The organism is Streptomyces sp. NPDC087428 (genome assembly GCF_044744085.1).
In the GTDB taxonomy this organism is placed as follows: Bacteria; Actinomycetota; Actinomycetes; order Streptomycetales; family Streptomycetaceae; genus Streptomyces.
The window spans coordinates 150,525-170,820 of record NZ_JBIUXR010000013.1 but is presented as its reverse complement, the minus strand read 5'-3'; the positions used below and the strand labels follow the sequence as shown (position 1 = coordinate 170,820).

Annotated in this window: 18 protein-coding genes; 10 read left to right on the top strand and 8 right to left on the bottom strand. The window is 71.5% G+C overall.

Translation table 11 applies throughout. From position 1 onward, the window contains the following. Positions 1-184: 184 nt before the first annotated feature. From ACIO3R_RS27520 to glpK, 4 genes are all read left to right on the top strand, one after another. A complete protein-coding gene (locus ACIO3R_RS27520; protein WP_385035796.1) occupies positions 185-1,525 on the top strand; it encodes a transcriptional regulator in 1,341 nt (446 codons plus the stop codon). A 51-nt stretch (positions 1,526-1,576) separates the two neighbouring features. Then, positions 1,577-2,107: an NUDIX domain-containing protein gene (locus tag ACIO3R_RS27515; protein WP_385035795.1), complete on the top strand. Its 531-nt coding sequence runs from the start codon at positions 1,577-1,579 to the stop codon at positions 2,105-2,107. 305 nt (positions 2,108-2,412) lie between these two features. Beyond that, a complete protein-coding gene (locus ACIO3R_RS27510; protein WP_385035794.1) occupies positions 2,413-3,315 on the top strand; it encodes an MIP/aquaporin family protein in 903 nt (300 codons plus the stop codon). Positions 3,316-3,487: 172 nt separating this feature from the next. Then, positions 3,488-5,005 carry a glycerol kinase GlpK gene (glpK, locus tag ACIO3R_RS27505; RefSeq protein ID WP_385035793.1) on the top strand — a complete coding sequence of 506 codons (1,518 nt, stop codon included), beginning with the start codon at positions 3,488-3,490 and terminating at the stop codon, positions 5,003-5,005. A 54-nt stretch (positions 5,006-5,059) separates the two neighbouring features. Here the strand turns inward: glpK and ACIO3R_RS27500 are convergent, their stop codons facing one another. Beyond that, complete coding sequence (locus ACIO3R_RS27500; RefSeq protein ID WP_402109484.1) at positions 5,060-7,051, bottom strand: RICIN domain-containing protein; 1,992 nt, start codon at positions 7,049-7,051, stop codon at positions 5,060-5,062. Between the two features lie 325 nt (positions 7,052-7,376). Then, the gene (locus ACIO3R_RS27495) at positions 7,377-8,237 is read right to left on the bottom strand and encodes a 3-hydroxybutyryl-CoA dehydrogenase (protein ID WP_385345272.1); all 861 of its coding nucleotides are present in this window, start codon (positions 8,235-8,237) and stop codon (positions 7,377-7,379) included. 188 nt (positions 8,238-8,425) lie between these two features. Here ACIO3R_RS27495 and ACIO3R_RS27490 point away from each other — a divergent pair, with 188 nt between their 5' ends. Continuing rightward, positions 8,426-9,703, top strand: coding sequence for a glycoside hydrolase family 10 protein (locus tag ACIO3R_RS27490; RefSeq protein ID WP_402109480.1), 1,278 nt, complete (start codon positions 8,426-8,428; stop codon positions 9,701-9,703). Between the two features lie 30 nt (positions 9,704-9,733). On the opposite strand, the gene ACIO3R_RS27485 is transcribed toward ACIO3R_RS27490, so the two are convergent. After that, positions 9,734-9,943: a DUF1918 domain-containing protein gene (locus ACIO3R_RS27485; RefSeq protein ID WP_363030574.1), complete on the bottom strand. Its 210-nt coding sequence runs from the start codon at positions 9,941-9,943 to the stop codon at positions 9,734-9,736. Between the two features lie 119 nt (positions 9,944-10,062). Then, complete coding sequence (locus tag ACIO3R_RS27480) at positions 10,063-11,052, bottom strand: DMT family transporter (RefSeq protein WP_402109478.1); 990 nt, start codon at positions 11,050-11,052, stop codon at positions 10,063-10,065. Between ACIO3R_RS27480 and ACIO3R_RS27475 the strand changes: the two genes are divergently transcribed. From ACIO3R_RS27475 to ACIO3R_RS27460, 4 genes are all read left to right on the top strand, one after another. Further along, positions 11,051-12,517 (top strand): PLP-dependent aminotransferase family protein, encoded by a 1,467-nt coding sequence (locus ACIO3R_RS27475; protein ID WP_402109475.1) that lies wholly within the window; start codon positions 11,051-11,053, stop codon positions 12,515-12,517. The two genes, ACIO3R_RS27480 and ACIO3R_RS27475, sit on opposite strands and share 2 nt — an antisense overlap. A gap of 113 nt (positions 12,518-12,630) precedes the next feature. Next, on the top strand, positions 12,631-13,062 hold the full coding sequence (locus ACIO3R_RS27470; protein ID WP_385345260.1) for a GNAT family N-acetyltransferase: 432 nt from the start codon (positions 12,631-12,633) through the stop codon (positions 13,060-13,062). Positions 13,063-13,123: 61 nt separating this feature from the next. After that, entirely contained in the window at positions 13,124-13,699 is a 576-nt protein-coding gene (locus ACIO3R_RS27465; RefSeq protein WP_385041616.1) for a histidine phosphatase family protein, read from the top strand. A 97-nt stretch (positions 13,700-13,796) separates the two neighbouring features. After that, complete coding sequence (locus ACIO3R_RS27460; protein WP_402109470.1) at positions 13,797-14,972, top strand: serine hydrolase domain-containing protein; 1,176 nt, start codon at positions 13,797-13,799, stop codon at positions 14,970-14,972. 15 nt (positions 14,973-14,987) lie between these two features. On the opposite strand, the gene ACIO3R_RS27455 is transcribed toward ACIO3R_RS27460, so the two are convergent. From ACIO3R_RS27455 to ACIO3R_RS27440, 4 genes are all read right to left on the bottom strand, one after another. Beyond that, a complete protein-coding gene (locus ACIO3R_RS27455; protein WP_402109468.1) occupies positions 14,988-17,228 on the bottom strand; it encodes an MMPL family transporter in 2,241 nt (746 codons plus the stop codon). A gap of 165 nt (positions 17,229-17,393) precedes the next feature. Further along, positions 17,394-18,137 carry a Clp protease N-terminal domain-containing protein gene (locus ACIO3R_RS27450; RefSeq protein ID WP_385041625.1) on the bottom strand — a complete coding sequence of 248 codons (744 nt, stop codon included), beginning with the start codon at positions 18,135-18,137 and terminating at the stop codon, positions 17,394-17,396. 171 nt (positions 18,138-18,308) lie between these two features. Next, entirely contained in the window at positions 18,309-18,806 is a 498-nt protein-coding gene (locus tag ACIO3R_RS27445) for a peptidylprolyl isomerase (RefSeq protein ID WP_123468564.1), read from the bottom strand. 123 nt (positions 18,807-18,929) lie between these two features. Continuing rightward, entirely contained in the window at positions 18,930-19,733 is an 804-nt protein-coding gene (locus ACIO3R_RS27440) for a LysR family substrate-binding domain-containing protein (protein WP_402109463.1), read from the bottom strand. Positions 19,734-19,791: 58 nt separating this feature from the next. Here ACIO3R_RS27440 and ACIO3R_RS27435 point away from each other — a divergent pair, with 58 nt between their 5' ends. Continuing rightward, positions 19,792-20,196 carry a DUF5997 family protein gene (locus tag ACIO3R_RS27435; RefSeq protein ID WP_363030584.1) on the top strand — a complete coding sequence of 135 codons (405 nt, stop codon included), beginning with the start codon at positions 19,792-19,794 and terminating at the stop codon, positions 20,194-20,196. The last annotated feature ends 100 nt before the right edge of the window (positions 20,197-20,296 follow it).

Sequence of the window (20,296 nt, the reverse complement as noted above, 5' to 3'; positions counted from 1 at the left end):
GTACGAGGGGGAGCAGACGACCCGGCCGCCTCTTGCGAGGGACTCAGTCAAGCGAGTCGCCGACCGGCGCAACAGAGTGCGCAGCGGGACGGTTCGGGCATTCCGTTCACACCCCGTGTGAATCGTGCTCCACTTGGGCGACACGTCCTGGCGTGCCGACCCACCGGAGGGGGCAATGGGGGCAATGGAGCCCAACACTCTGCTAGAGGCTCTGATCGACGAGGCGGGTGTCTCCCGGGCCGGGCTCGCCGCGCACGTCAACCAGGCCGGCCGCGGCCGGGGGCTGTGCCTGCGCTACGAACACACCGCCGTCGCCCGCTGGCTGAAGGGCCAGCGGCCGCGCGGCCAGGTGCCCGACCTGATCTGCGAAGTGCTCGGCAACCGCCTGCGCAGGGCCGTCTCGCTCGACGACGTCGGCATGGCGGGACACGGCGGCCGGCCGCCCGCGCAGGGCTGCTCGCTCACCGGGTTCGTGGAGCGGGCCACCGCGTTGTGGCGCTCCGACGAACAGCAGCGCCCGCACGTCGTCGCCGTCCCGGCCGTCACCGGGACCACCGCGGTGATGCCCGTGTGGGAGTGGGAGAACCCGCCGGAGGACGCGGATGTGTCCCGCGCCGGTCCGACCCGGGTCAGCATGGCCGACATAGCGACACTGCGCGCCGCCCGCGCCCACTACGAACTGATGTACCGCAAGGCGGGCGGGATCGCGACGCGTTCGCGCATCGTCGGCTTCCTCAACGCCGAGACCGCTCCGCTGCTGCGCGGCGGCTACAGCGACGCGATGGGGCGCCAACTGCACCGTGCGACGGGCGGGCTGGTCGCCGTGGCGGGCATCTGCGCCTACGACTCCGACGCGCACGGGCTCGCCCAGCGCTACTTCCACCAGGCGCTGCGCCTGGCCAAGGCGAGCGGGGACCGGGGGCTCGGCGGCTATGTGATCGCGCTGCTCGTCAACCAGTCGCTGTTCCTGGCCGACTACCGGCAGTCCGTCGCCTTCGCGGAGGCGGCGCTGCGGGCCGCCGGACGCGACATCACCCCCGCGCTCGCGGCCGATCTGCACGCGATGCAGGCCAAGGCGTACGCCCATCTCGGTGACGGGAGCAGCGCCCTGAAGTCCATCCGGCGTGCCGAGTCGGAGGCCGAGCGCATCCGGCCGGGCCAGGAGCCGGACGAGACGGGGTACGTCCAGCCGGGCCTGGTCAACGTCCAGGTGGCGGAGGCGCTGCTCGGCCTCGGGGACCTGCCCTCGGCCAGGGAGCACGCGGCGGCCGCGGTGCGCACGCCCGCGCACGACCGGGGCCGGGTCCACCGGCTGGCCATGCTGACCACGATCGAGCTGCGGCAGGGCGAGGCCGACCGGGCGGCGGTCACGGCCGCCGAGATGGCCGAACGGGCCAGGGGCATGGAGTCGCAGCGGCTGCGCGACCGGCTGCGGTCGGTGCGGGAGCGGCTGGTCGCGAGCGGCAGCGCCGACGCGGAACGGGCGGCGGAGCTCATCGACGGATCACTGCGCGTACCGCTGTGAGCGCAGGTCTGCTGCGATATGGCCACCTACTAGTCAGAAGGTGGCAGAACTGTGCAGTGGACGAACCTGAACGAACAAACTGTGTACGAGAATCGCTGGTTCCGGGTCAATCTGGCGGATGTCGTCCTTCCCGACGGTGACCACCTCGACCACTACGTCATCCGGCTCCGCCCTGTCGCCGCGGCCACCGTCGTCAACGAGGCGAACGAGGTCCTGCTGCTCTGGCGGCACCGGTTCATCACCGACAGCTGGGGCTGGGAACTCGCCGCGGGCGTGGTCGAGGACGGCGAGAGCATCGCCGAGGCGGCAGCCCGGGAGATGGAGGAGGAGACCGGCTGGCGCCCCGGAGCGCTGCGCCCGCTGCTGACCGTCGAACCGTCGAACGGACTCACCGACGCCCGGCACCACTTCTACTGGGGCGAGCGGGCCGACTGGACCGGTGACCCCTGTGACGCCTTCGAGTCCTCGCGCCGCGAGTGGATACCTCTCAAGCTGGTGCCCGACCTGATCGCCCGCGGCGAGGTACCGGCCGCGGGCATGGCCGCCGGGCTCATGATGCTGCACCACTTACGGCTGGGCTGAACCGGCCCGCACGGGTGCGAGGGGCCGCGGCCGTCCCCTCGCACCCGGTCTGCACGCTGCGACCTCGATGCCCTGGCGGCCGTCAGGGGCTGACCTCGCCCGTGCCCCGCTACCCGTCACGGACCGGCGGACGGCGACCCGAGCGGTGACTCCGGTGCCACGGCGTCACTCCCGGTGCGCCGCCCGGCGCTACTCCATCCGGGGGGAAAGTCCGTGACGGGTCGCAAGGCTTACTCGGGCGAGCTTCGGCCTGCCTACTTTTCGAGTAGGGGTGGGGGGTCGTTTTCATCCACCAAGGAGAGCCGATGGCTGAACTGGTTGTACGTCGACGCGGTTACCGGGCGGGCCTGGGCGGTGAAATGCTCGCCGAGTTCCTCGGCACTTTCGTGCTGATCATGTTCGGCCTCGGATCAGTGGCTGTCGCCGTCGTAGGGCTGTCGGGCTCGGGCCGCGAAGTCGTCCCCTTCGGGGCTCCGAACTGGCTCATCATCTCGTGGGGCTGGGGTCTGGCCGTCGTATTCGGTGTGTACGTCGCCGGAGGCATCAGCGGCGCCCATCTCAATCCGGCGGTGACGCTCGGCTTCGCCGCCCGGCGGTCCTTCCCCTGGCGGAAGGTCATCCCCTACTGGTTCGCGCAGGTCCTCGGCGCCTTCACCGCGGCCGCGCTGGTCTACGCCACCTACCGCTGGGCGATCGACGCGTTCATCAAGAAGGCGGGCGGCGGGCGGAGCCAGTCGCTCGACACCTACTCCATCTTCGCCACCTTCCCCGCCAAGTACTTCGGGGATTCGTGGTGGGGGCCGCTGCTCGACCAGATCGTCGGCACCGGGCTCCTGCTGTTGCTGATCTGCGCGCTCGTCGACAAGCGCAACACGGCGCCGATGTCCAACCTCGGGCCGTTCCTCATCGGCCTCGTGGTCGTCGCGATCGGCATGTGCTTCGGAACCAACGCCGGGTACGCGATCAACCCGGCCCGCGATCTGGGACCCCGCCTGTTCACCTTCCTCGAAGGGTGGGGGAGCATCGCCTTCCCCGGGAAGTTCCAGTGGTTCAGCAACTATTGGTGGATCCCCATCGTCGGGCCGCTCATCGGCGGACTCGTCGGTACCGGGATCTACGAGCTGCTGATCACTCCGGTGCTCAAGGCTCGCGGCGCCGAACCGGTCGAGGAGGGCCAGGCGCCCGAGGACCCTCACCCGCAGGTGTGAGCAGGGCCCCGCGACCGGTGCTCCTTGCTCCGGATGGCCGTACTCCGCAGGCGGCCGTACCGTCCTTCGCCCGAAGGTAGGGTGCGGCGGCAGCATCGCCCGACCCGGACCGCGTCGCCTCGGGAACCCGGCAGGCGCGCACACCCCACGACCAGGAGAAGAGGCGGCAGCGATGCCCGAGTTCGTCGGCGCGGTGGACCAGGGGACCACCAGCACGCGCTTCATGATCTTCGACCACGCAGGCAACGAGGTGGCCCGGCACCAGCTCGAACACGCTCAGGTCCTGCCGCGGCCGGGGTGGGTCGAGCATGACCCGGTGGAGATCTGGGAGCGCACCAACACGGTGATCCAGAACGCTCTCAGGGACGGCGGTCTCTCCGCGTCGGACCTCAGGGCGATCGGCATCACGAACCAGCGTGAGACGACGGTGGTCTGGGATCCGCGCACCGGCCGCCCGTACTACAACGCCATCGTCTGGCAGGACACCCGGACCGACACCATCGCCTCGGCCCTGGAACGCGACGGACACGGCGAGGTCATCCGGCGCAAGGCCGGGCTGCCGCCGGCCACCTATTTCTCCGGCGGCAAGATCAAGTGGCTGCTGGAGAACGTGGACGGACTGCGTCAGGCCGCCGAGGCGGGCCATGCCCTCTTCGGCAACACGGACGCCTGGGTGCTGTGGAACCTCACCGGCGGGCCCAACGGCGGCGTACACGCCACCGACGTCACCAACGCCAGCCGCACCATGCTGATGAACCTGGAGACGTTGGACTGGGACGACGAGCTGCTGGGCATCTTCGACATCCCACGCGCCATGCTGCCGAGCATTCACCCCTCGTCCGACCCGGAGGCGTACGGCCGGACGCGCAGCTCACGGCCGCTGAGTGCCGTCGTCCCTGTCACCGGTGTGCTCGGCGACCAGCAGGCGGCGACCGTCGGGCAGGTCTGCTTCGCCCCGGGCGAGGCCAAGAACACCTATGGCACCGGCAACTTCCTGGTACTCAACACCGGTACGGAGCTGGTGCGTTCAGAGCACGGGCTGCTCACCACGGTGGCGTACCAGTTCGCCGGCAGCCCGGCGGTCTACGCGCTGGAGGGCTCCATCGCGGTCACCGGCGCGGCCGTGCAGTGGCTGCGTGACCAGCTGAAGATCATCACCAATGCCGCGGAGAGCGAGCAGCTGGCGCGCTCGGTCGACGACAACGGCGGGATGTACTTCGTTCCGGCCTTCTCCGGGCTGTTCGCGCCGTACTGGCGCTCCGACGCCCGCGGCGCGATCGTGGGCCTGGCCCGATACAACACGAACGCCCACGTGGCGCGGGCCACGCTGGAGGCCATCTGCTACCAGAGCCGCGACGTGGTCGACGCGATGGAGAAGGACTCCGGCGTGCACCTGGAGGTACTCAAGGTCGACGGCGGGGTGACCGCCAACGACCTGTGCATGCAGATCCAGGCGGATGTGCTGGGCGTGCCGGTCAGCCGACCGGTGGTCGCGGAGACCACCGCGCTGGGCGCCGCCTACGCGGCGGGTCTCGCCACCGGCTTCTGGCGTGACACCGACGAACTGCGTTCCCACTGGCAGGAGTCGAAGCGGTGGAGCCCGCGGTGGAGTGAGGAACAGCGCCAGGAGGGCTACGACGGGTGGAAGCGGGCCGTGGAGCGCACCCTCGACTGGGTGAAGGTGACGTGAACGGGGCCGGGCGCCCTTTCGGCAACCGGCCCCGCCCTGGGTACCGCGGTCCGGTCAGGACAGCTTGGTGAAGGCCCAGGTCTGGACCGCGGTGGTGGAGGGCGCCTGCTGGGTGAGCAGCGCCCCGTTCGTGGTGGAGGCCGCGGTGAGGAGCAGTCCGCTGGACGTGCTCGTCAGCTTGTAGCCTCCGGTGGTGGGGGTGGCGGTCCAGCGCTGGTTCGCGTCGCCGCTGCACGCCCACTGGTCGATGGCGGCCCCGGCCGCCTTCGAGTTCTGGTACACCTCGGCGCACAGGCCGCTCTTCACGTTCTTCAGGGTGTACGTCCCGTCGGTGTTGGCCGTGACGTCCCACTTCTGGTTGTCGCCGCCGTTCCAGGCCCAGCCGACCAACTGGGTGCCCTGGGCCGTGGAGTGCGCCGGTACGTCGATCGCCTGGTCACCGGCTGAGATCCGGTTGATCCCGGCTGTCGGTACCGTCGGCTTCACGCAGGTGGTGGACGACTGGTGGGCGCCGCGGTCCGGTACGCAGCCGGCGGCGACCGCGCCGCCGAAGTAGTCACGTACGCCCGCGTTCGCCACGACCGCGCCGTTGGCCAGGGCGGAGGAGCCCGCCTGGAGCCGGTAGCCGTCGGCGTCCGTGCGTGAGGTGGCCGTGCCGGGGGCCGTCAGCTTCGGGTCGGTCGTCACCTTGTTGGGGTCGGCCGGCTCGCCGGCCGGGTGGGTGCCGTAGAAGACGTTCGCGTTGTAACCGAGACTCGCGGCGTTGACGTAGCTCGCCCCGTCCGTCGCCACGTGGAAGATGTTGTTGGTGAACGTGGCGTTCGCGGCTGCCGAGCCGTTCGAGTTGCTGATGACCTCGACCGGCTTGGACAGGTAGAAGGTGTTGTTGTAGATCTGCGTGTTGGTCGTCTTGGCGCAGACCATGTCGAAGAGCTGGCCGCCGTCGTTCTGGCTGATGTTGTACCGGACGATGTTGTCGGCGGTCGTCGACCCGGAGCCGTTGCACAGGAGGATGAAGCCACCCTCGTTGTCATGGCTGTAGTTGTACTGGTAGATGGTGCGGATGTTGCCCTCGTCGAGGTCGAGTCCCTGCCCGTCGCAGGTGCTCTTTCCGCCGCTCACCTCGTTGAACTGGTACAGCGCGTCCTCGGTGTTCCACCCCCAGAGGCCGGCCGCGCAGTGCGCGGGCTCGCGCTCACGGAAGCCGTCGACCTTGTTGTACTCAAGGAGTGCGCCTTCGGTGTGGTGCGGGACGATCGCGTCGCCGCCGATGTCGGTGACGGTGTTCCCGCGGATGACGACCCGTGTCTGCGGGGTCCACGCCCCGCACGTCGTACCGCAGTTGGCGTTGGCGAGCTCGGGGCGCTGCATCCACCGGGTCCAGAAGTGGATTCCGTAACGGTCCACGGCCCGCACCGTGTTGCCCGACAGGACGACGTCGTCGAACTTCGTGGGCGTCGTGTACCCCAGGACCTCGAAGAAGATTCCGGCGCTGGCGTCGTCGTCCTTCTTGGTCTGGTTCCCGTTGACGTCGTGGACGTCGAGACCCGTGAGCCGGTAGTAGGTGCCGGTGCCCGAGTCGGTCCTGGTGACGTGGACACCCCGCCGGGTCGCCGCGGCCGCACCCTTGTTGGAGATGTCCAGGTCACGGATCTCCCAGTACTGCTGGTCCGCGAGCCGGACGACGTCGGTGACCTGCCCGGCGCCGACGAGCGCGGGCTTGGCGCCCGTGCCGTACGCGTCGACCACGATCGGTGCTCCGGCGGCGCCCGAGCCCTTGGGGAAGAGCGTCTGGCCGGTACAGGTCGAGCCACGCTTGAGGAGGATCGAGTCACCCGGCTGGAAGGTGTGGGAGTTCACCGGGGCCAGGGTGTTCCAGGGCGTGGTCTGGGTTCCGTTGCCCGCGGCGGTGGCTCCGCAGTCGACGTAGAAGGACTGCGGCGCGGCCGGCGCGGCGGCCTGTGCTGCTGAGGTGGAGGCCGCGGCCAGAAGGAATGCCAGCGGTAGCGACAGGGCTGAGAGAAGCAGGGTTCGTCTTCCGGTCATGGAACAACTCCACTTTCTGAAAACGGACAGCAGACGTCTGATGCCCGCTCACATTAGGGAGCCGCACTGTCAGTGGTCAAGACCTGTTCATGTCAATCGAGGGGTGGGTGTGCGGCCCGACGCCGACGCCCTCGGGCCGCACACCGGCGTGAGGCTGCCCCGGCGCCGGAGAAAACGCCGGAGGACGGCCACGACCTCCTCCGGTCCTGGCCGTCCTCATGGATTCCCCCGCTGCCTCCACCTGCTGGGCGGTGGCCACTGCCCAGTACGGCGGCGCGGATCGATTACGCAGTCCTGACCTCGAGCAATGCGCCCGGGCGGGCGGTCAGGCGTACGGGTAGAACCCCGACCCCGTCTTGCGGCCGAGCCGGCCCGCGTCCACCATCCGCTGGAGCAGCGGGGGAGCGGCGTACAGCGGCTCCTTGTACTCGGCGTACATGGAGTCCGCGACCGAGGCCACGGTGTCCAGGCCGATCAGGTCGGCGAGCTTGAGCGGGCCCATCGGGTGGGCGCAGCCCATCTCCATGCCGTTGTCGATGTCCTCGCGGCTGGCGATGCCCGACTCGAACATCCGGATCGCGGAGAGCAGGTAGGGAATCAGCAGCGCGTTGACGACGAAGCCGGACCGGTCCTGGGCGCGGATCGGGTGCTTGCCGAGTATGTCCTGCACCACGGCCTCGGCACGCTTGACCGTCTCGTCCGACGTGGTCAGCGCGGGGATCAGCTCGACGAGCTTCTGCACCGGGGCCGGGTTGAAGAAGTGGATGCCGATGACCTGGTCGGGGCGCGAGGTCGCGACGGCCAGCTTCACCAGCGGGATCGAGGAGGTGTTGGAGGCGAGGATCGCGTCCTGCCGGGTCACCACCTGGTCCAGCACCTGGAAGATCTCGGTCTTGACCTGCTCGTTCTCCACGACGGCCTCGATGACGAGATCGCGGTCGGCGAACTCGCCGAGGTCGGTGGTGAAGCTGAGGCGGCCGAGGGTCTCGTCGCGCTCCTCCTCGGTGATCTTGCCGCGCTCGGCGGCCTTCGAGAGAGAGTTGTAGAGCCGGGTGCGGCCGATCTCCAGCGCCTCGCCGGTTGTCTCGGCCACTCTGACGTCGAGGCCGCTGCGGGCGCACACCTCCGCGATGCCTGCGCCCATCTGGCCGCAGCCGACCACTCCGACGCGTGCGATGTCCGCCATGGGGTCCGTCACCTCGTGCCTTTCACTGTTCTCCGTGCGGCGGCTTCCGTTCGGTTCCGGGCCCCGCCCCGACCCCACGACGTTACTCCGCGCCTTCCGCGGGATCACGGGCCGGGGCGTGCATGCTCGGCCCCGGCCCCTGATTCCGGGGATCCGGACGCGGACAGAGAGACGGCAGGTGCGAAGAAATGCGGCGAATCGCCAGGAGGAGCTTTGTGGCCGGTACGGCCGGTACGGCGGTGGCGGCGGTGGCCTCGGCCGCCGTGCCCGGTGAGGCCGCCGCGTCCGGGCCGGACGCGGGGCGCGCGGACCGGGTGGGGAGACCCCGTGACGCTGTGCGGAGGGAGCTCAGAGGCATGTGGGTGGGGACGGTCGGCAACCTCGACTGGCCCTCGAAAGCGGGACTGTCCGCCGCCGCGCAGCGGTCCGAGCTGATCGCGTACCTCGACGAGGCCGTCGACCGCCGGCTGAACGCGGTGATCCTCCAGGTCCGCCCGTCCGCCGACGCCCTGTGGCCCTCCCCGTACGAGCCGTGGGCCGCGTGCCTCACGGGCGTCCAGGGCAAGGACCCGGGCTGGGACCCGCTGGGCACGGCGGTGCGGGAGGCGCACAGCCGCGGCCTGGAACTGCACGCCTGGTTCAACCCGTACCGGGTCGCGAACCACACCGACCGGTCCAGGCTGGCCGCCACCCACCCCGCGAGGCTGCACCCCGGCTGGGCCCTGCCGTACGGCGGGAAGCTCTACTACAACCCGGGCCTGCCCGAGGTCCGGAGCTTCGTCCAGGACGCGATGCTCGACGCGGTCCGCCGCTACGACATCGACGCGGTCCACTGGGACGACTACTTCTACCCGTACCCGGTGGCCGGGCAGTCCTTCGCGGACGGCGCCGCGTACGAGAAGTACGGTGCGGGCTTCGCGAGCAAGGCGGCCTGGCGGCGCGCCAACATCGACAAGCTGGTGCAGGAGACCGCTCAGCGGATCAAGGCGGTCAAGCCGACGGTCCGGTTCGGCATCAGCCCGTTCGGGGTGTGGCGCAACGCCTCCACCGACCCGCTCGGCTCGAGGAGCGCGGCGGGGGTGGAGACGTACGACGATCTGTACGCCGACACCCGCGGCTGGATCAAGAAGGGCTGGATCGACTACATCTGCCCGCAGCTCTACTGGAACATCGGCTACGCCGCCGCCGACTACGCCGTCCTGCTGCCCTGGTGGAACGAGGTGGTACGGGGCACGGGCATCGACCTCTTCATCGGTGAGGCGCTCTACAAGGCCGGTGATCCGGCCCAGCCCGCGGCCTGGCAGGACCCGGCGGAACTCTCCCGCCACATCGACCTCGCCGCCGGGTACGACCAGGCCCGCGGCCACGTCTACTTCTCCGGGAAGGTCGTGGTCGCGGACCGGATCGGCGCGATGGCGCGGGTGGTGGCCGACCACTACCGGTCACGGGTGCGCCCGCCCGGCTGACCGGCCGCGGCCTGTACGGTTCCGGGGCCTCTAAGGTCCCGGGACCGTGCCGGGGGCGGCGTCGTGCCGGACGACGCTGTCGGGGCCGGGAGCCAGGAGATGTTCATGTCCGTCGTCGAAGCGGACGCGGTACGGGGGAGCGCCCCCGTCCCCGAGCACCTCGACGATCTCTGCGACCCGGTCCTGCTGCCCCACGGTCCTGCCGTGCGTCACCAGCCGGTCGCCCGTGTGTGCCTCCATCGGGTGTGACCTCCTCACGGGGTGGCGGTCCATGTCGACAAGTCTATGTCCGGACGGCGGCTTCGCCCGATACGGGAGACCCCGGACGGGCGGTCCGGAGGGCGGTCCGGCAGGGCCGGTCAGCGGCCGCGCCCGGCGCCGCCCGTGCGCTGGGTCGCCGCGATGCAGAGGAGCACCGCCACCGCCGCCACCGGTGCGGCCGCCGAGACCTTCTCGCCGAGCAGGAAGTACGACCAGACCAGCGTCAGCAGCGGCTGCGCGAGCTGGAGCTGGCTGGCCCGCGCCACCCCGATCTCCGCCATGCCCCGGTACCAGACGTACAGCCCGAAGAAGGTCGAGCACGCCGCGACCCAGACCAGGCCGATCACTCCGTGCGCGCTCAGCCGCACCGGCTCGTACGCCAGCGCGAGCGCGGCGCCCGCCACGGCGAGCGGCAGGGTGAGGATCAGCGCCCAGCCGACCACCTGCCAGCCCGGCATCACCTTCGCCAGCCTGCCGCCCTCGGTGTACCCCGCCGCGCACACCAGCAGGGCGCCGAACAGGCAGAGATCCCCGGCGGAGAGCGCGCCGCCGCTCTGCAGCACGGTGAAGGCGATCACCACCCCCGCGCCGGTGACCGCCGCGATCCAGAACGTACGGGACGGGCGCGATCCGGTGCGCACGGAGGCGAACACCGCCGTGGTCAGCGGCAACAGCCCCACCACCACGGCCGCGTGCGAGGTCGTCGAGGTCCGCAGCGCCAGCGTGGTCAGCAGCGGGAACCCCACCACCACCCCGCCCGCCACGACGGCCAGCCCGGCCCAGTGCCGGCGCTCTGGCACCCGTACCCGGGTCGCGAGGAGCACGCTGCCCGCGATCACGGCGGCCAGCAGGCTGCGCAGCGCCACCAAAGACCAGGGGCCGAAGCTCTCCAGGCCCCACGCGGTCGACGGGAACGTCAGGGAGAAGGCGACCACGCCGAGTCCGGCGAGCAGCGTTCCGCTCCGGCCCGCCGACCGGGACCCGGGCCCGCCGCTTGCCGCGTCCGGCGCCGGAGTGCGGGCAGTGCCGTTCGCTGTGGCGGTGACCGCTATCGTGCTGCCGAGAGTAGCGCTATCCTCTGCTTTCATGCATGAGCGTAGCAGTGTGGCCGATCTGGCCGGTTTTCTCCGGGACGAACTGAACCGCTACTCGCCGGGTGAGAAGCTCCCGTCCAGCCGCGCCCTGGTGGAGTGCTTCCGGGCGAGTCCCGTGACCGTCTCGCGGGCCGTCGCGCAGCTCGCCGCGGAAGGGCTCGTCACCACCCGCCCCGGCGCCGGCGCGTTCCGGGCGCAGCCGCGCGCGGACGCACCGCGGCCCGGCGACACCTCATGGCAGGAGGTGTCGCTCAGTGGCGACGGCGGTCCCGAAATCGTGCCCCGTACGGTCGACGCCTCGGGCGTCCTGGCCACCCTGGCGGCCCCGGCCACGGGCGTCGTCGAGTTCAACGGCGGCTACCTGCACAGCTCGCTCCAGCCCGAACGCGCCCTCGCCGCCGCACTCGCGCGGGCCGGCCGCCGCCCCGGCGCCTGGGGCCGCCCGCCCACCGAGGGGCTGACCGAACTGCGCGCCTGGTTCGCCCGCGAGATCGGGCCCGCGCTCACCGCCGCCGACGTGCTGATCACCGCCGGTGGCCAGAGCGCCCTGGCCACCGCGCTGCGGGCCCTCGCCCCGCCCGGCGCCCCGGTGCTCGTCGAGTCGCCCACCTACCCGGGGATGCTCGCGGTCGCGCGGGCCACCGGGCTGCGACCCGTGCCGGTCCCCGCCGACACCGACGGCGTACGGCCGGAACTGCTCGCCGCCGCCTTCCGGGCCACCGGCGCCCGGGTCTTCGTCTGCCAGCCGCTGTTCCAGAACCCGACCGGCGCGGTCCTGGCCCCGGCCCGGCGCTCCGAGGCCGTCCGGATCGCCAGGGAGGCGGGCGCGTTCGTCATCGAGGACGACTTCGCCCGGCGGCTCGTCCACGACGACGCCGGACCACTGCCGCGACCGCTGGCCGCCGACGACCCCGACGGCGTCGTCGTCCATGTCTGCTCCCTCACCAAGGTCACCTCGCCCAGCCTCAGGGTGGGCGCCCTCGCCGCACGCGGCCCGGTCCTCGAACGGCTGCGCGCCATCCAGGTCGTCGACAGCTTCTTCGTCCCCCGGCCCCTTCAGGAGGCCGCGCTCGAACTCGTCGGCACACCGGCCTGGAGCCGCCATCTGCGCTCCCTGTCCGCCGAGCTGCGGGCCCGGCGCACCGCGATGACCGTGGCGCTCCGCCGCGATCTGCCCGCTCTCGCGCTCCCGCACGTCCCCGCGGGCGGAGGCAGTCTCTGGGTGGGCCTGCCCGGCACCGGAGCCGGCGCCGACGAGTCCGCCATGGTCGCCGCCGCCCTGCGCGCCGGGGTCGCCATCGCGCCGGGACGCCCGTACTTCTGCGCCGAACCCCCGTCGCCGCACGTCCGGTTGAGCTACGCGGCCGTCGCCGGAACGGCCGAGATCGCCGAGGGCGTACGACGCCTGCACACGGCCTGGGCAAGTGCCCTCGACGCGCCGGAACCCCGCGAGTCCTAGGGCCTGTACGGGGTTGTCACGCGGAAGGAGGAGCGGGGCTGGGTGCTTGCGATCGCTCGCACCCAGCCCCGTGACGCCGCGGGACAACCCCATACAGGCCCTAGACTCCGGGCATGACGGAAACTCCCCAGCAGCGTTACGAGATATCGTCCGACCCGGCCCGGCTGGATGCGGCCAGGATTCACAACTGGCTCTCCACCGACGCCTATTGGGCGCTCGGACGGACCAGGGAGCGCCAGGATCTGGCCATCGCGGGCTCGCTGAACTTCGGCGCCTACGACCTCGCGTCGGGCGAACAGGTCGCGTATGCCCGGGTGGTGACCGACCACGCCACCTTCGGCTGGCTCTGCGACGTGTACGTCGACCGCGCAGCCCGCGGCCACGGACTCGGCGCCAGGATCGTCGCCGCGGCGCGCGACCACCTCGCCGAGGCCGGTGTCCGCAGGGTCGTGCTCGCCACGGAGGACGCCCACGGCGTTTATGAGAAGGTCGGTTTCAAGCCGCTCGACAGCCCGGCCAAGTGGATGTCCCTCACCCTCGGCTGACCCGGAAGCGCTTCCGGCCGCGCTCTTGACCCGCGGGGCGATCGGCTCCACGATCGCGGCCATGAGTGTTCGAGTCTCACTCGTCGCCGCGGCGCGCAACTCCTCGCTGCTCGGTGAGCGCTTCGACGACGACCGGCCGCTCGACGAGGCCGGCTGGCACGAGGTGCAGTTCGCCGCCGCTGCCCTGATCCCCCTGGGGGCGGCCGAGCTGCGCTACTGCTCACCGACCGCCCGCAGCCGTGCCACCGGCCAGGCACTCGGCTTCGCCCCGATGGTCCAGCCCGCCCTGCGCGACTGCGACATGGGGCGCTGGCGCGGCTGCACCCTCGCGGATGTCACGGCGCGCGAACCGGCGGCCGTGGACGCCTGGCTCGCCGACCCGCGGTCCGCGCCGCACGGCGGCGAGCCCCTGCTCGCCTTCATCTCCCGGATAGGCGGCTGGCTGGACACCCGCCCCGCCTGCGACGGGTCGATCGTCGCGGTGGCCGAACCATCCGTCGTCCGGGCCGCCCTCGTGTACGCGCTGCGGGCCCCGCCCTCGACGTACTGGAACCTCGACGTCCGCCCGCTCTCCACCGTCACGCTGACCGGTCTGCCCCGCCGCTGGAGCCTCCGCCTCGAAACCGGGGCCCGCTGAGAGCGCGGTGCCCGGTCCGCGCGGGATCGGGGCGCACCACGCCTTCCCGCCGGTCCGACCAGTCGGTATGTTGTCCTGGAACCGAGTCCGACCAGGCATGCCCCAGCCGAGGGAGGCCACCGTGCCGCCGATCCACGGTCACTGCGACGCGCGCTTCGCCGCGGTGCGCGACGCGTTCGAGGCGAACTTCGGCGAGCGTGACGAACTGGGCGCGGCCGTTACCGTCCTGGTCGACGGACAGCCCGTGGCCGACCTCTGGGGAGGCTGGGCGGACGGGGCGCGTTCCCGCCCCTGGGAGCAGGACACCCTGGTCAACGTCTGGTCCACGAGCAAGGGGCCGACCGCGCTCTGCGCCCATGTCCTGGCCGACCGCGGCCTGCTGGACCTCGACGCCCCGGTCGCCACGTACTGGCCCGAGTTCGCGGCGGCGGGCAAGGAGGCCGTTCTCGTACGGCATCTGCTCTCCCACCGCGCCGGCCTGGCGGGGCTCCGCGAGCCGCACACCCTGGCCGAGCTCTACGACTGGGAGCTGACCTGCGCCCGGCTGGCCGCGACCGAACCGTGGTGGGAGCCCGGCACCCGGTCCGGCTATCACGCGATCACGTACGGATTCCTGGTCGGTGAGGTGGTCCGGCGGGTCAGCGGGCTGCTGCCGGGGGAGTTCCTCCGGCGCGAGGTGACCGGCCCGCTCGGCATCGACTTCTCCGTGGGCCTTCCCGAGAAGGAGGCGGTGCGGGCCGCCGAACTCGTCGTCCCGAAGGCGGACCGGGCCCGGCAGGCGGCGCTCTTCGCCCGGATGGAGCCGGTCGCCGTCGCCTCGCTGCTCAATCCGCCCACCGGCGCGGCCGCCGCCAACACCGCCGAGTGGCGGGCGGCCGAGATCCCCGCGGCCAACGGCCACGGCACGGCCCGCGCGGTCGCCGCGCTGTACGGCGTCCTCGCGGGCCGCGGCAGCCTCGGCGGCCGGCGCGTCCTCTCGGAGGCGGCCGCAGAACGGGTCCGCGAGGGGCAGGGCAGCTGCCGCGACCTGGTGCTGGGCGCGGGTTTCGCCCAGGAGACGGAGATCGCGCTCGGCGTGTGGCTGAGCGGCCCCAACGGCTCGTACGGCCCCAACCCGCGCGCCTTCGGCCACGACGGCGCGGGCGGCTCCTGCGGCCTGGCCGACCCGGAGGCCGGGATCGCGCTCGGCTACGTCATGAACCGGATGGGCCCGCTCATCGCCGACGACCCGCGCAAGACGGCGCTGATCGACGCGGTGTACGCCTCGCTCTGACCGGCGCGGAACCGGTCACGGCGCGGCCGCCGGCGGGAGCGGCTCGCCCTCGGTGTCGATGTGGGGGAGTACCCGGTCCAGCCACCGGGGCATCCACCAGGCGCTGCGGCCCAGCAGGGTCATCACGGCGGGTACCAGCAGCAGCCGGACGATCGTGGCGTCGACGAGCACACTGACCGCCAGCCCGAGGCCCAGCATCTTGACCACGATGGTGTCGCTGAGGATGAAGGCGGCGAACACGCTGACCATGATCAGCGCCGCACAGGTGATCACCCGGGCGGTGATCTCCAGCCCGTGTGCCACGGCGCCCTTGCTGTCCCGGGTGCGCAGCCACGCCTCGTGCACGCGGGCGATCAGGAACACCTCGTAGTCCATGCTCAGGCCGAAGACGATCGCGAACATCATCATCGGCACATAGCTCTCGATCGGCACCTTCCCGGAGACGCCCAGCGAGGGCCCGCCCCAGCCCCACTGGAAGACGGCCACCACCACCCCGTAAGAGGCGGCGATCGACAGCAGGTTGAGGGCGGCGGCCTTCAGCGCCACCAGGACACCGCGGAACACGATCAGGATGATGACGAAGGCCAGACCGACCACGACGGCGATGATGAGCGGGAGGCGGCTGACGATGATGTCGAGGAAATCCTCCTGGGCCGCGGTCGTTCCGGTCACGTAGGCGGACGCGTCGGTGCCGGCCACCCCCTTCGGCAGGACGTCGTCCTTGAGGTGGTTGAACAGTGTGGTCGTGCCCGCGTCCTGCGGGGCCTGCTTCGAGACGGCGTTGCCGATGAGCAGCGCGCTGTCGTCCGTCGGCTGGAGCGGGCTCACACTGGCCGCGCCCGGGACATCGGTGAGCGCCTTCTGGAGACTGCTCGCCAGCGCCGAGCGGTCCGCGCCGGGCACCGCCCGCTGATCGACGACCAGGGTGAACGGGCCGTTGGCGCCCGGCCCGAAACCGGTGGAGATCAGGTCGAAGGCGCGCCGGTCGGTGAAGTCCGTCGGATCCGCCCCGTCGTCGATGTGCCCGAGGCGGATGGAGAACAGCGGGATCGCCAGGACCCCCACCACGACGAGCCCGGCGAGCAGGAACCACCAGGGCCGGCGTTCCACCCGCTGGGCGTAGCGGTGCCAGCCGCCCTGTGACGCGGTCCCCGGCACGGCCCCGCCCTCCGCGACCGGCGGCCGTACCCGGTAGCGGTCGACGCGCCCGCCGATGAGGCCGAGCAGGGCGGGGACCAGGGTGACCGCGCCGATGACGGCGGTGATGACGGTGACCGCGGCGGCGGCCCCCAGCTTGCCGATGAAGCTCACCCGGGAGACGTACAGCCCGGCCAGTGCGACGATGACGGTGCAGCCGGAGACGAGCACGGCACGTCCGCTGGTGGCCACGGCCCGGCCGGCGGCCCGGACCGGATCGCCGCCGTCCATGACGGTCTGGCGGTGACGGGTGATCAGGAACAGGGCGTAGTCGATTCCGACGCCCAGCCCGATCATGGTCGCGAGCGTGGGGGACACACTCGCGAACGTGGTGGCCGCGGCCACCAGCGACAGGATGCTCAGCCCGACGATCACGCTGATGAGCGCGGTCAGCAGCGGGACACCGGCGGCGATGACGCTGCCGAATCCGATGAGCAGGACGACCACCGCGACGGCGAAACCGATGGCCTCGCTGGTCAGGTCCTTGGTCTCGGGCCTGGCGAGCTCCCCCAGCGGTCCGCCGTACTCGACTTCCACCCCGGCGCTGCGCAGCGGTTTCACCGCCGTGTCGACCCGGTGGAGATAGGCGTCGTCCAACGAGGTCGGGTTCACGTCGAACCGCACGGTGATGTACCCGGTCGCCCCGTCCTTGGACAGCGCGGTGGACGTCGAGGAGGACGAGGACGGCAGCGGGTTCTGGGCGGACAGCACGTGCGGCAGCTTCTGGAGGTTGCCCACCACCTGGTCGACCTGGCTCCGCACGTCGGTCAGGGGCTTCTGGGCGTCGTGCAGGACCACCTGCGCACCGGTGCCGCCCGCGGCGGGATCGTGCGCCTTGAGCAGCTCGGCGCCCGTGTTCGACTGGGTGCCGGGCAGGTTGAAGTCGTCGGAGTACGTCCCCCCGAACGCGCTCTGGAGGGCGTGCAGCCCGCCGAGGGCGACCACCCAGGCGATGATCACCACGACGAAGTGTCGGGCGCACCACTCGCCCAGCCGCCGCAGCCACCCCCCGCGCGATCGCTCCGGTGCCGCGTACGTGCTGCTGCTGGGCGGGGCCATGCGTTCTCCCGGAGCAAGGGACGGGCCGTTCCGGCCGGGGCGCGCCGCGTCCCTCGTGTCCAATTCGAGAACGTAGATGCGGGTACGGGCCCCGGGGCCGCGACACGTGCGGCGGAGCGGCCCGTTCCGCCGCACGGCCGGTATGCGGCCGCCGGCCTGGGCCGGTCAGTCCTTCTCGTGTGCGGCGACGATGAGCGTGAGCGCCTCGGTGATGGCCGTCTCCGCGGTCGCCTTGTCGAGGCCGAGACCGGTCAGCAGCCCCGCGCCGTCCTCGTGCTCCAGCAGCGCCAGCAGGATGTGCTCGGTCCCGATGTAGTTGTGCCCCATCCGCAGCGCCTCGCGGAAGGTGAGCTCCAGCGCCTTGCGGGCACCGGCGTTGTACGGGATGAGCTCGGGCAGTTCCTCCTCCGAGGGCGCCGGGAGCGCGGCGGTGGCCTCCTGGCGGACGGTGTCCAGCACCACCCCCTGCGCCTTGATGAACGCCGCCGCGAGCGCTTCCGGCTCGCTGAGCAGCCCGAGCACGAGGTGCTCGGTCCCGATCTCGCTGTTGCCCGCGGCGCGCGCCTCGTTCTGCGCCGCCATCACGACGTTCTTCGCGCGGGGCGTGAAGCGGCCGAAGCCCTGACTGGGGTCGAGGTCGGTCGGCTCGCCCGGGTCCTTGGCGACGAACCGCTTCTGTGCCGCCTGCCGGGTCACCCCCATGCTCTTCCCGATCTCGGTCCAGGAGGCGCCGGAGCGCCGTGCCTGGTCCACGAAGTGGCCGATCAGGTGGTCGGCCACGTCGCCGAGGTGGTCGGCGGCGATGACGGCGTCCTGGAGCTGGTCGAGGGCGTCGGGGTGGACTTTCTTGATGGCGTCGATGAGGTCGTCGAGACGGACCGGATGTGTGGGAACGACTGGCTTCGTCATGTGTCAACCGTAGGTTGACAGTGAAGCACTGTCAACCTTCCGTTGACAGTGCACTGAAGTGCGGACGGTGGCGGCGATGCCGTCCGCGGAAGCCCGGGAACGACGAACGCGCCGGCCGACGGTGTTCGTCGGCCGGCGCGTCCGGTCAGCTGTTCAGCCAGCGGGTCGGGATCAGAGCACCCCGGAGTCGGCGATGGTGACCTTCGCCTTGGTCCGGCCGCTCTGCGAGCCGAGACCCTCGATCTTGGTGACCAGGTCCAGGCTCTCCTGGTCGGCGACCTCGCCGAACACCACGTGCTTGCCGTCCAGCCACGACGTCACGATGGTCGTGATGAAGAACTGCGAACCGTTGGAGTTCGGGCCGCTGTTCGCCATGGAGAGCAGTCCGGGCTTGGTGTGCGCCAGCTTGAAGTTCTCGTCGTCGAACTTCGCGCCGTAGATGCTCTTGCCGCCGGTGCCGTCACCACGGGTGAAGTCACCGCCCTGGAGCATGAACTCGGGGATGACCCGGTGGAAGGACGACCCCTTGTAGCCGAAGCCGTGCTCGCCCGTCGCCAGCTGGCGGAAGTTCTCCGCGGTCTTGGGAACGACGTCGTCGTACAGATTGAAGACGATCCGCCCTGCGGGCTCGTCATTGATGGTGATGTCGAAGTAAACCTTGCTCGTCATGCAACCATCCTGACATCCGGCCGCGCGGCCCCGACGGGCGGGCGCGACGAAGCGCCGCTCACGGGTGACGGGCCCGGCGCATGTGGTCGACACGCGGTGCACGCCACCGTGGCCGTCGCGCCGCTACGGCCGCCGGCGGGGCTTTCCGCGCTTGGCGCCCGCGGCGCCCTTCGCACCGCCCCGGGCGCCCTTCGCGCCCTTCGCGCCTCCGGAACCGCTCCGGGCGCCCTTCCCCGCCGCCGCACCGGCCGCGGGCTTGCGCCGGGCGCCGCCGGTCTCCGGGGCCTTGCGCTTCGGCTGCGCGGCCGGCGGCGTACCGCGGCCCCGGGTGCTGTTCACCGTCCGCCCCCGGACGATGCCGATGAAGTCCTCCACCAGATCGGTGGTCCGGTCCTCCGGCCACGACAACGCGATGCGCGACTCGGGGGCACCGGAGAGCGGCCGGTACGTCAGGTCCTTGCGGTGGTGCAGACGGGCCAGCGACTGCGGGACGGCGAGGACGCCCACGCCGGCCGCCACCAGCTCGATGGCGTCCGCCGTCGTGGCGGGGCGCTCGATCGCGGGCAGGCCCGGCAGGCTGTCCCAGCCGAGGGTGTCGTCCAGCGGATGCAGCACGATCTCGTCGGCCAGATCCTCGACGGAGACCTCGTCGACCGCCGCCACCACGTGGTCCTTGGAGATCACCACCACGGTCGCCTCGGTGTAGAGGGGGATCGCGCTGAGATCCGTCCGGTCGACCGGCAGCCGGACGAATCCCGCGTCCGCGCCGCCGCCGAGCAGCAGCTCGGACGCCTCGGCGGCGGGCACCGCGACGAGGGCGAGGGGGACGTCGGGCAGGCGTTCGTTCCAGATCCGCACCCACTTGGTGGGCGTCACCCCCGGGACGTACGCGAGCCGGAACGAAGGGGTTGCTTCCGAGCCTGTCACCCCGCCAGGTTACCGGTCGTGGTCAGCGGCGTCGCACACGCTCGATACTCTTGACTCCATGACGTCGCACCAGACCACCCAGACAATGAAGCCCGCGACCGCGGCGAAGAAATTGGGTGTGTACCTCGAAGCCACCCCCACCGAGTTCCAGGAGGGTGTCGTCTCGCGCACCGAGCTGGCGGCTCTCCAGTCCGACCCGCCCGAGTGGCTGCAGGAACTGCGACTCAACGGCCCGCACCCCCGGCCGGTGGTCGCCGCCAAGCTCGGCGTCTCCATCTCCGGCCTCGCGCGCGGTGGCGTCACGGACGCCCTCACCACGGAGCAGATCGACGCGCTGAAGCAGGAGGACCCCGAGTGGCTGCGCAAGGAGCGCGCCACCCAGGCCGAGGTCCGCAAGGAGACGGTACGCATCAAGGAGCGGAACGCGGAACGCGGTGGCCAGTCGCAGGAGCCCCGTTCCTGACATCGGCCACTGAAACCGCCGTGTGGGTGGCCCTCGTTCCGGTCCAACGGAACGGGGACCACCCACACGGCGTCGCGGCGGCCGGGGGAGCGGCACGCCG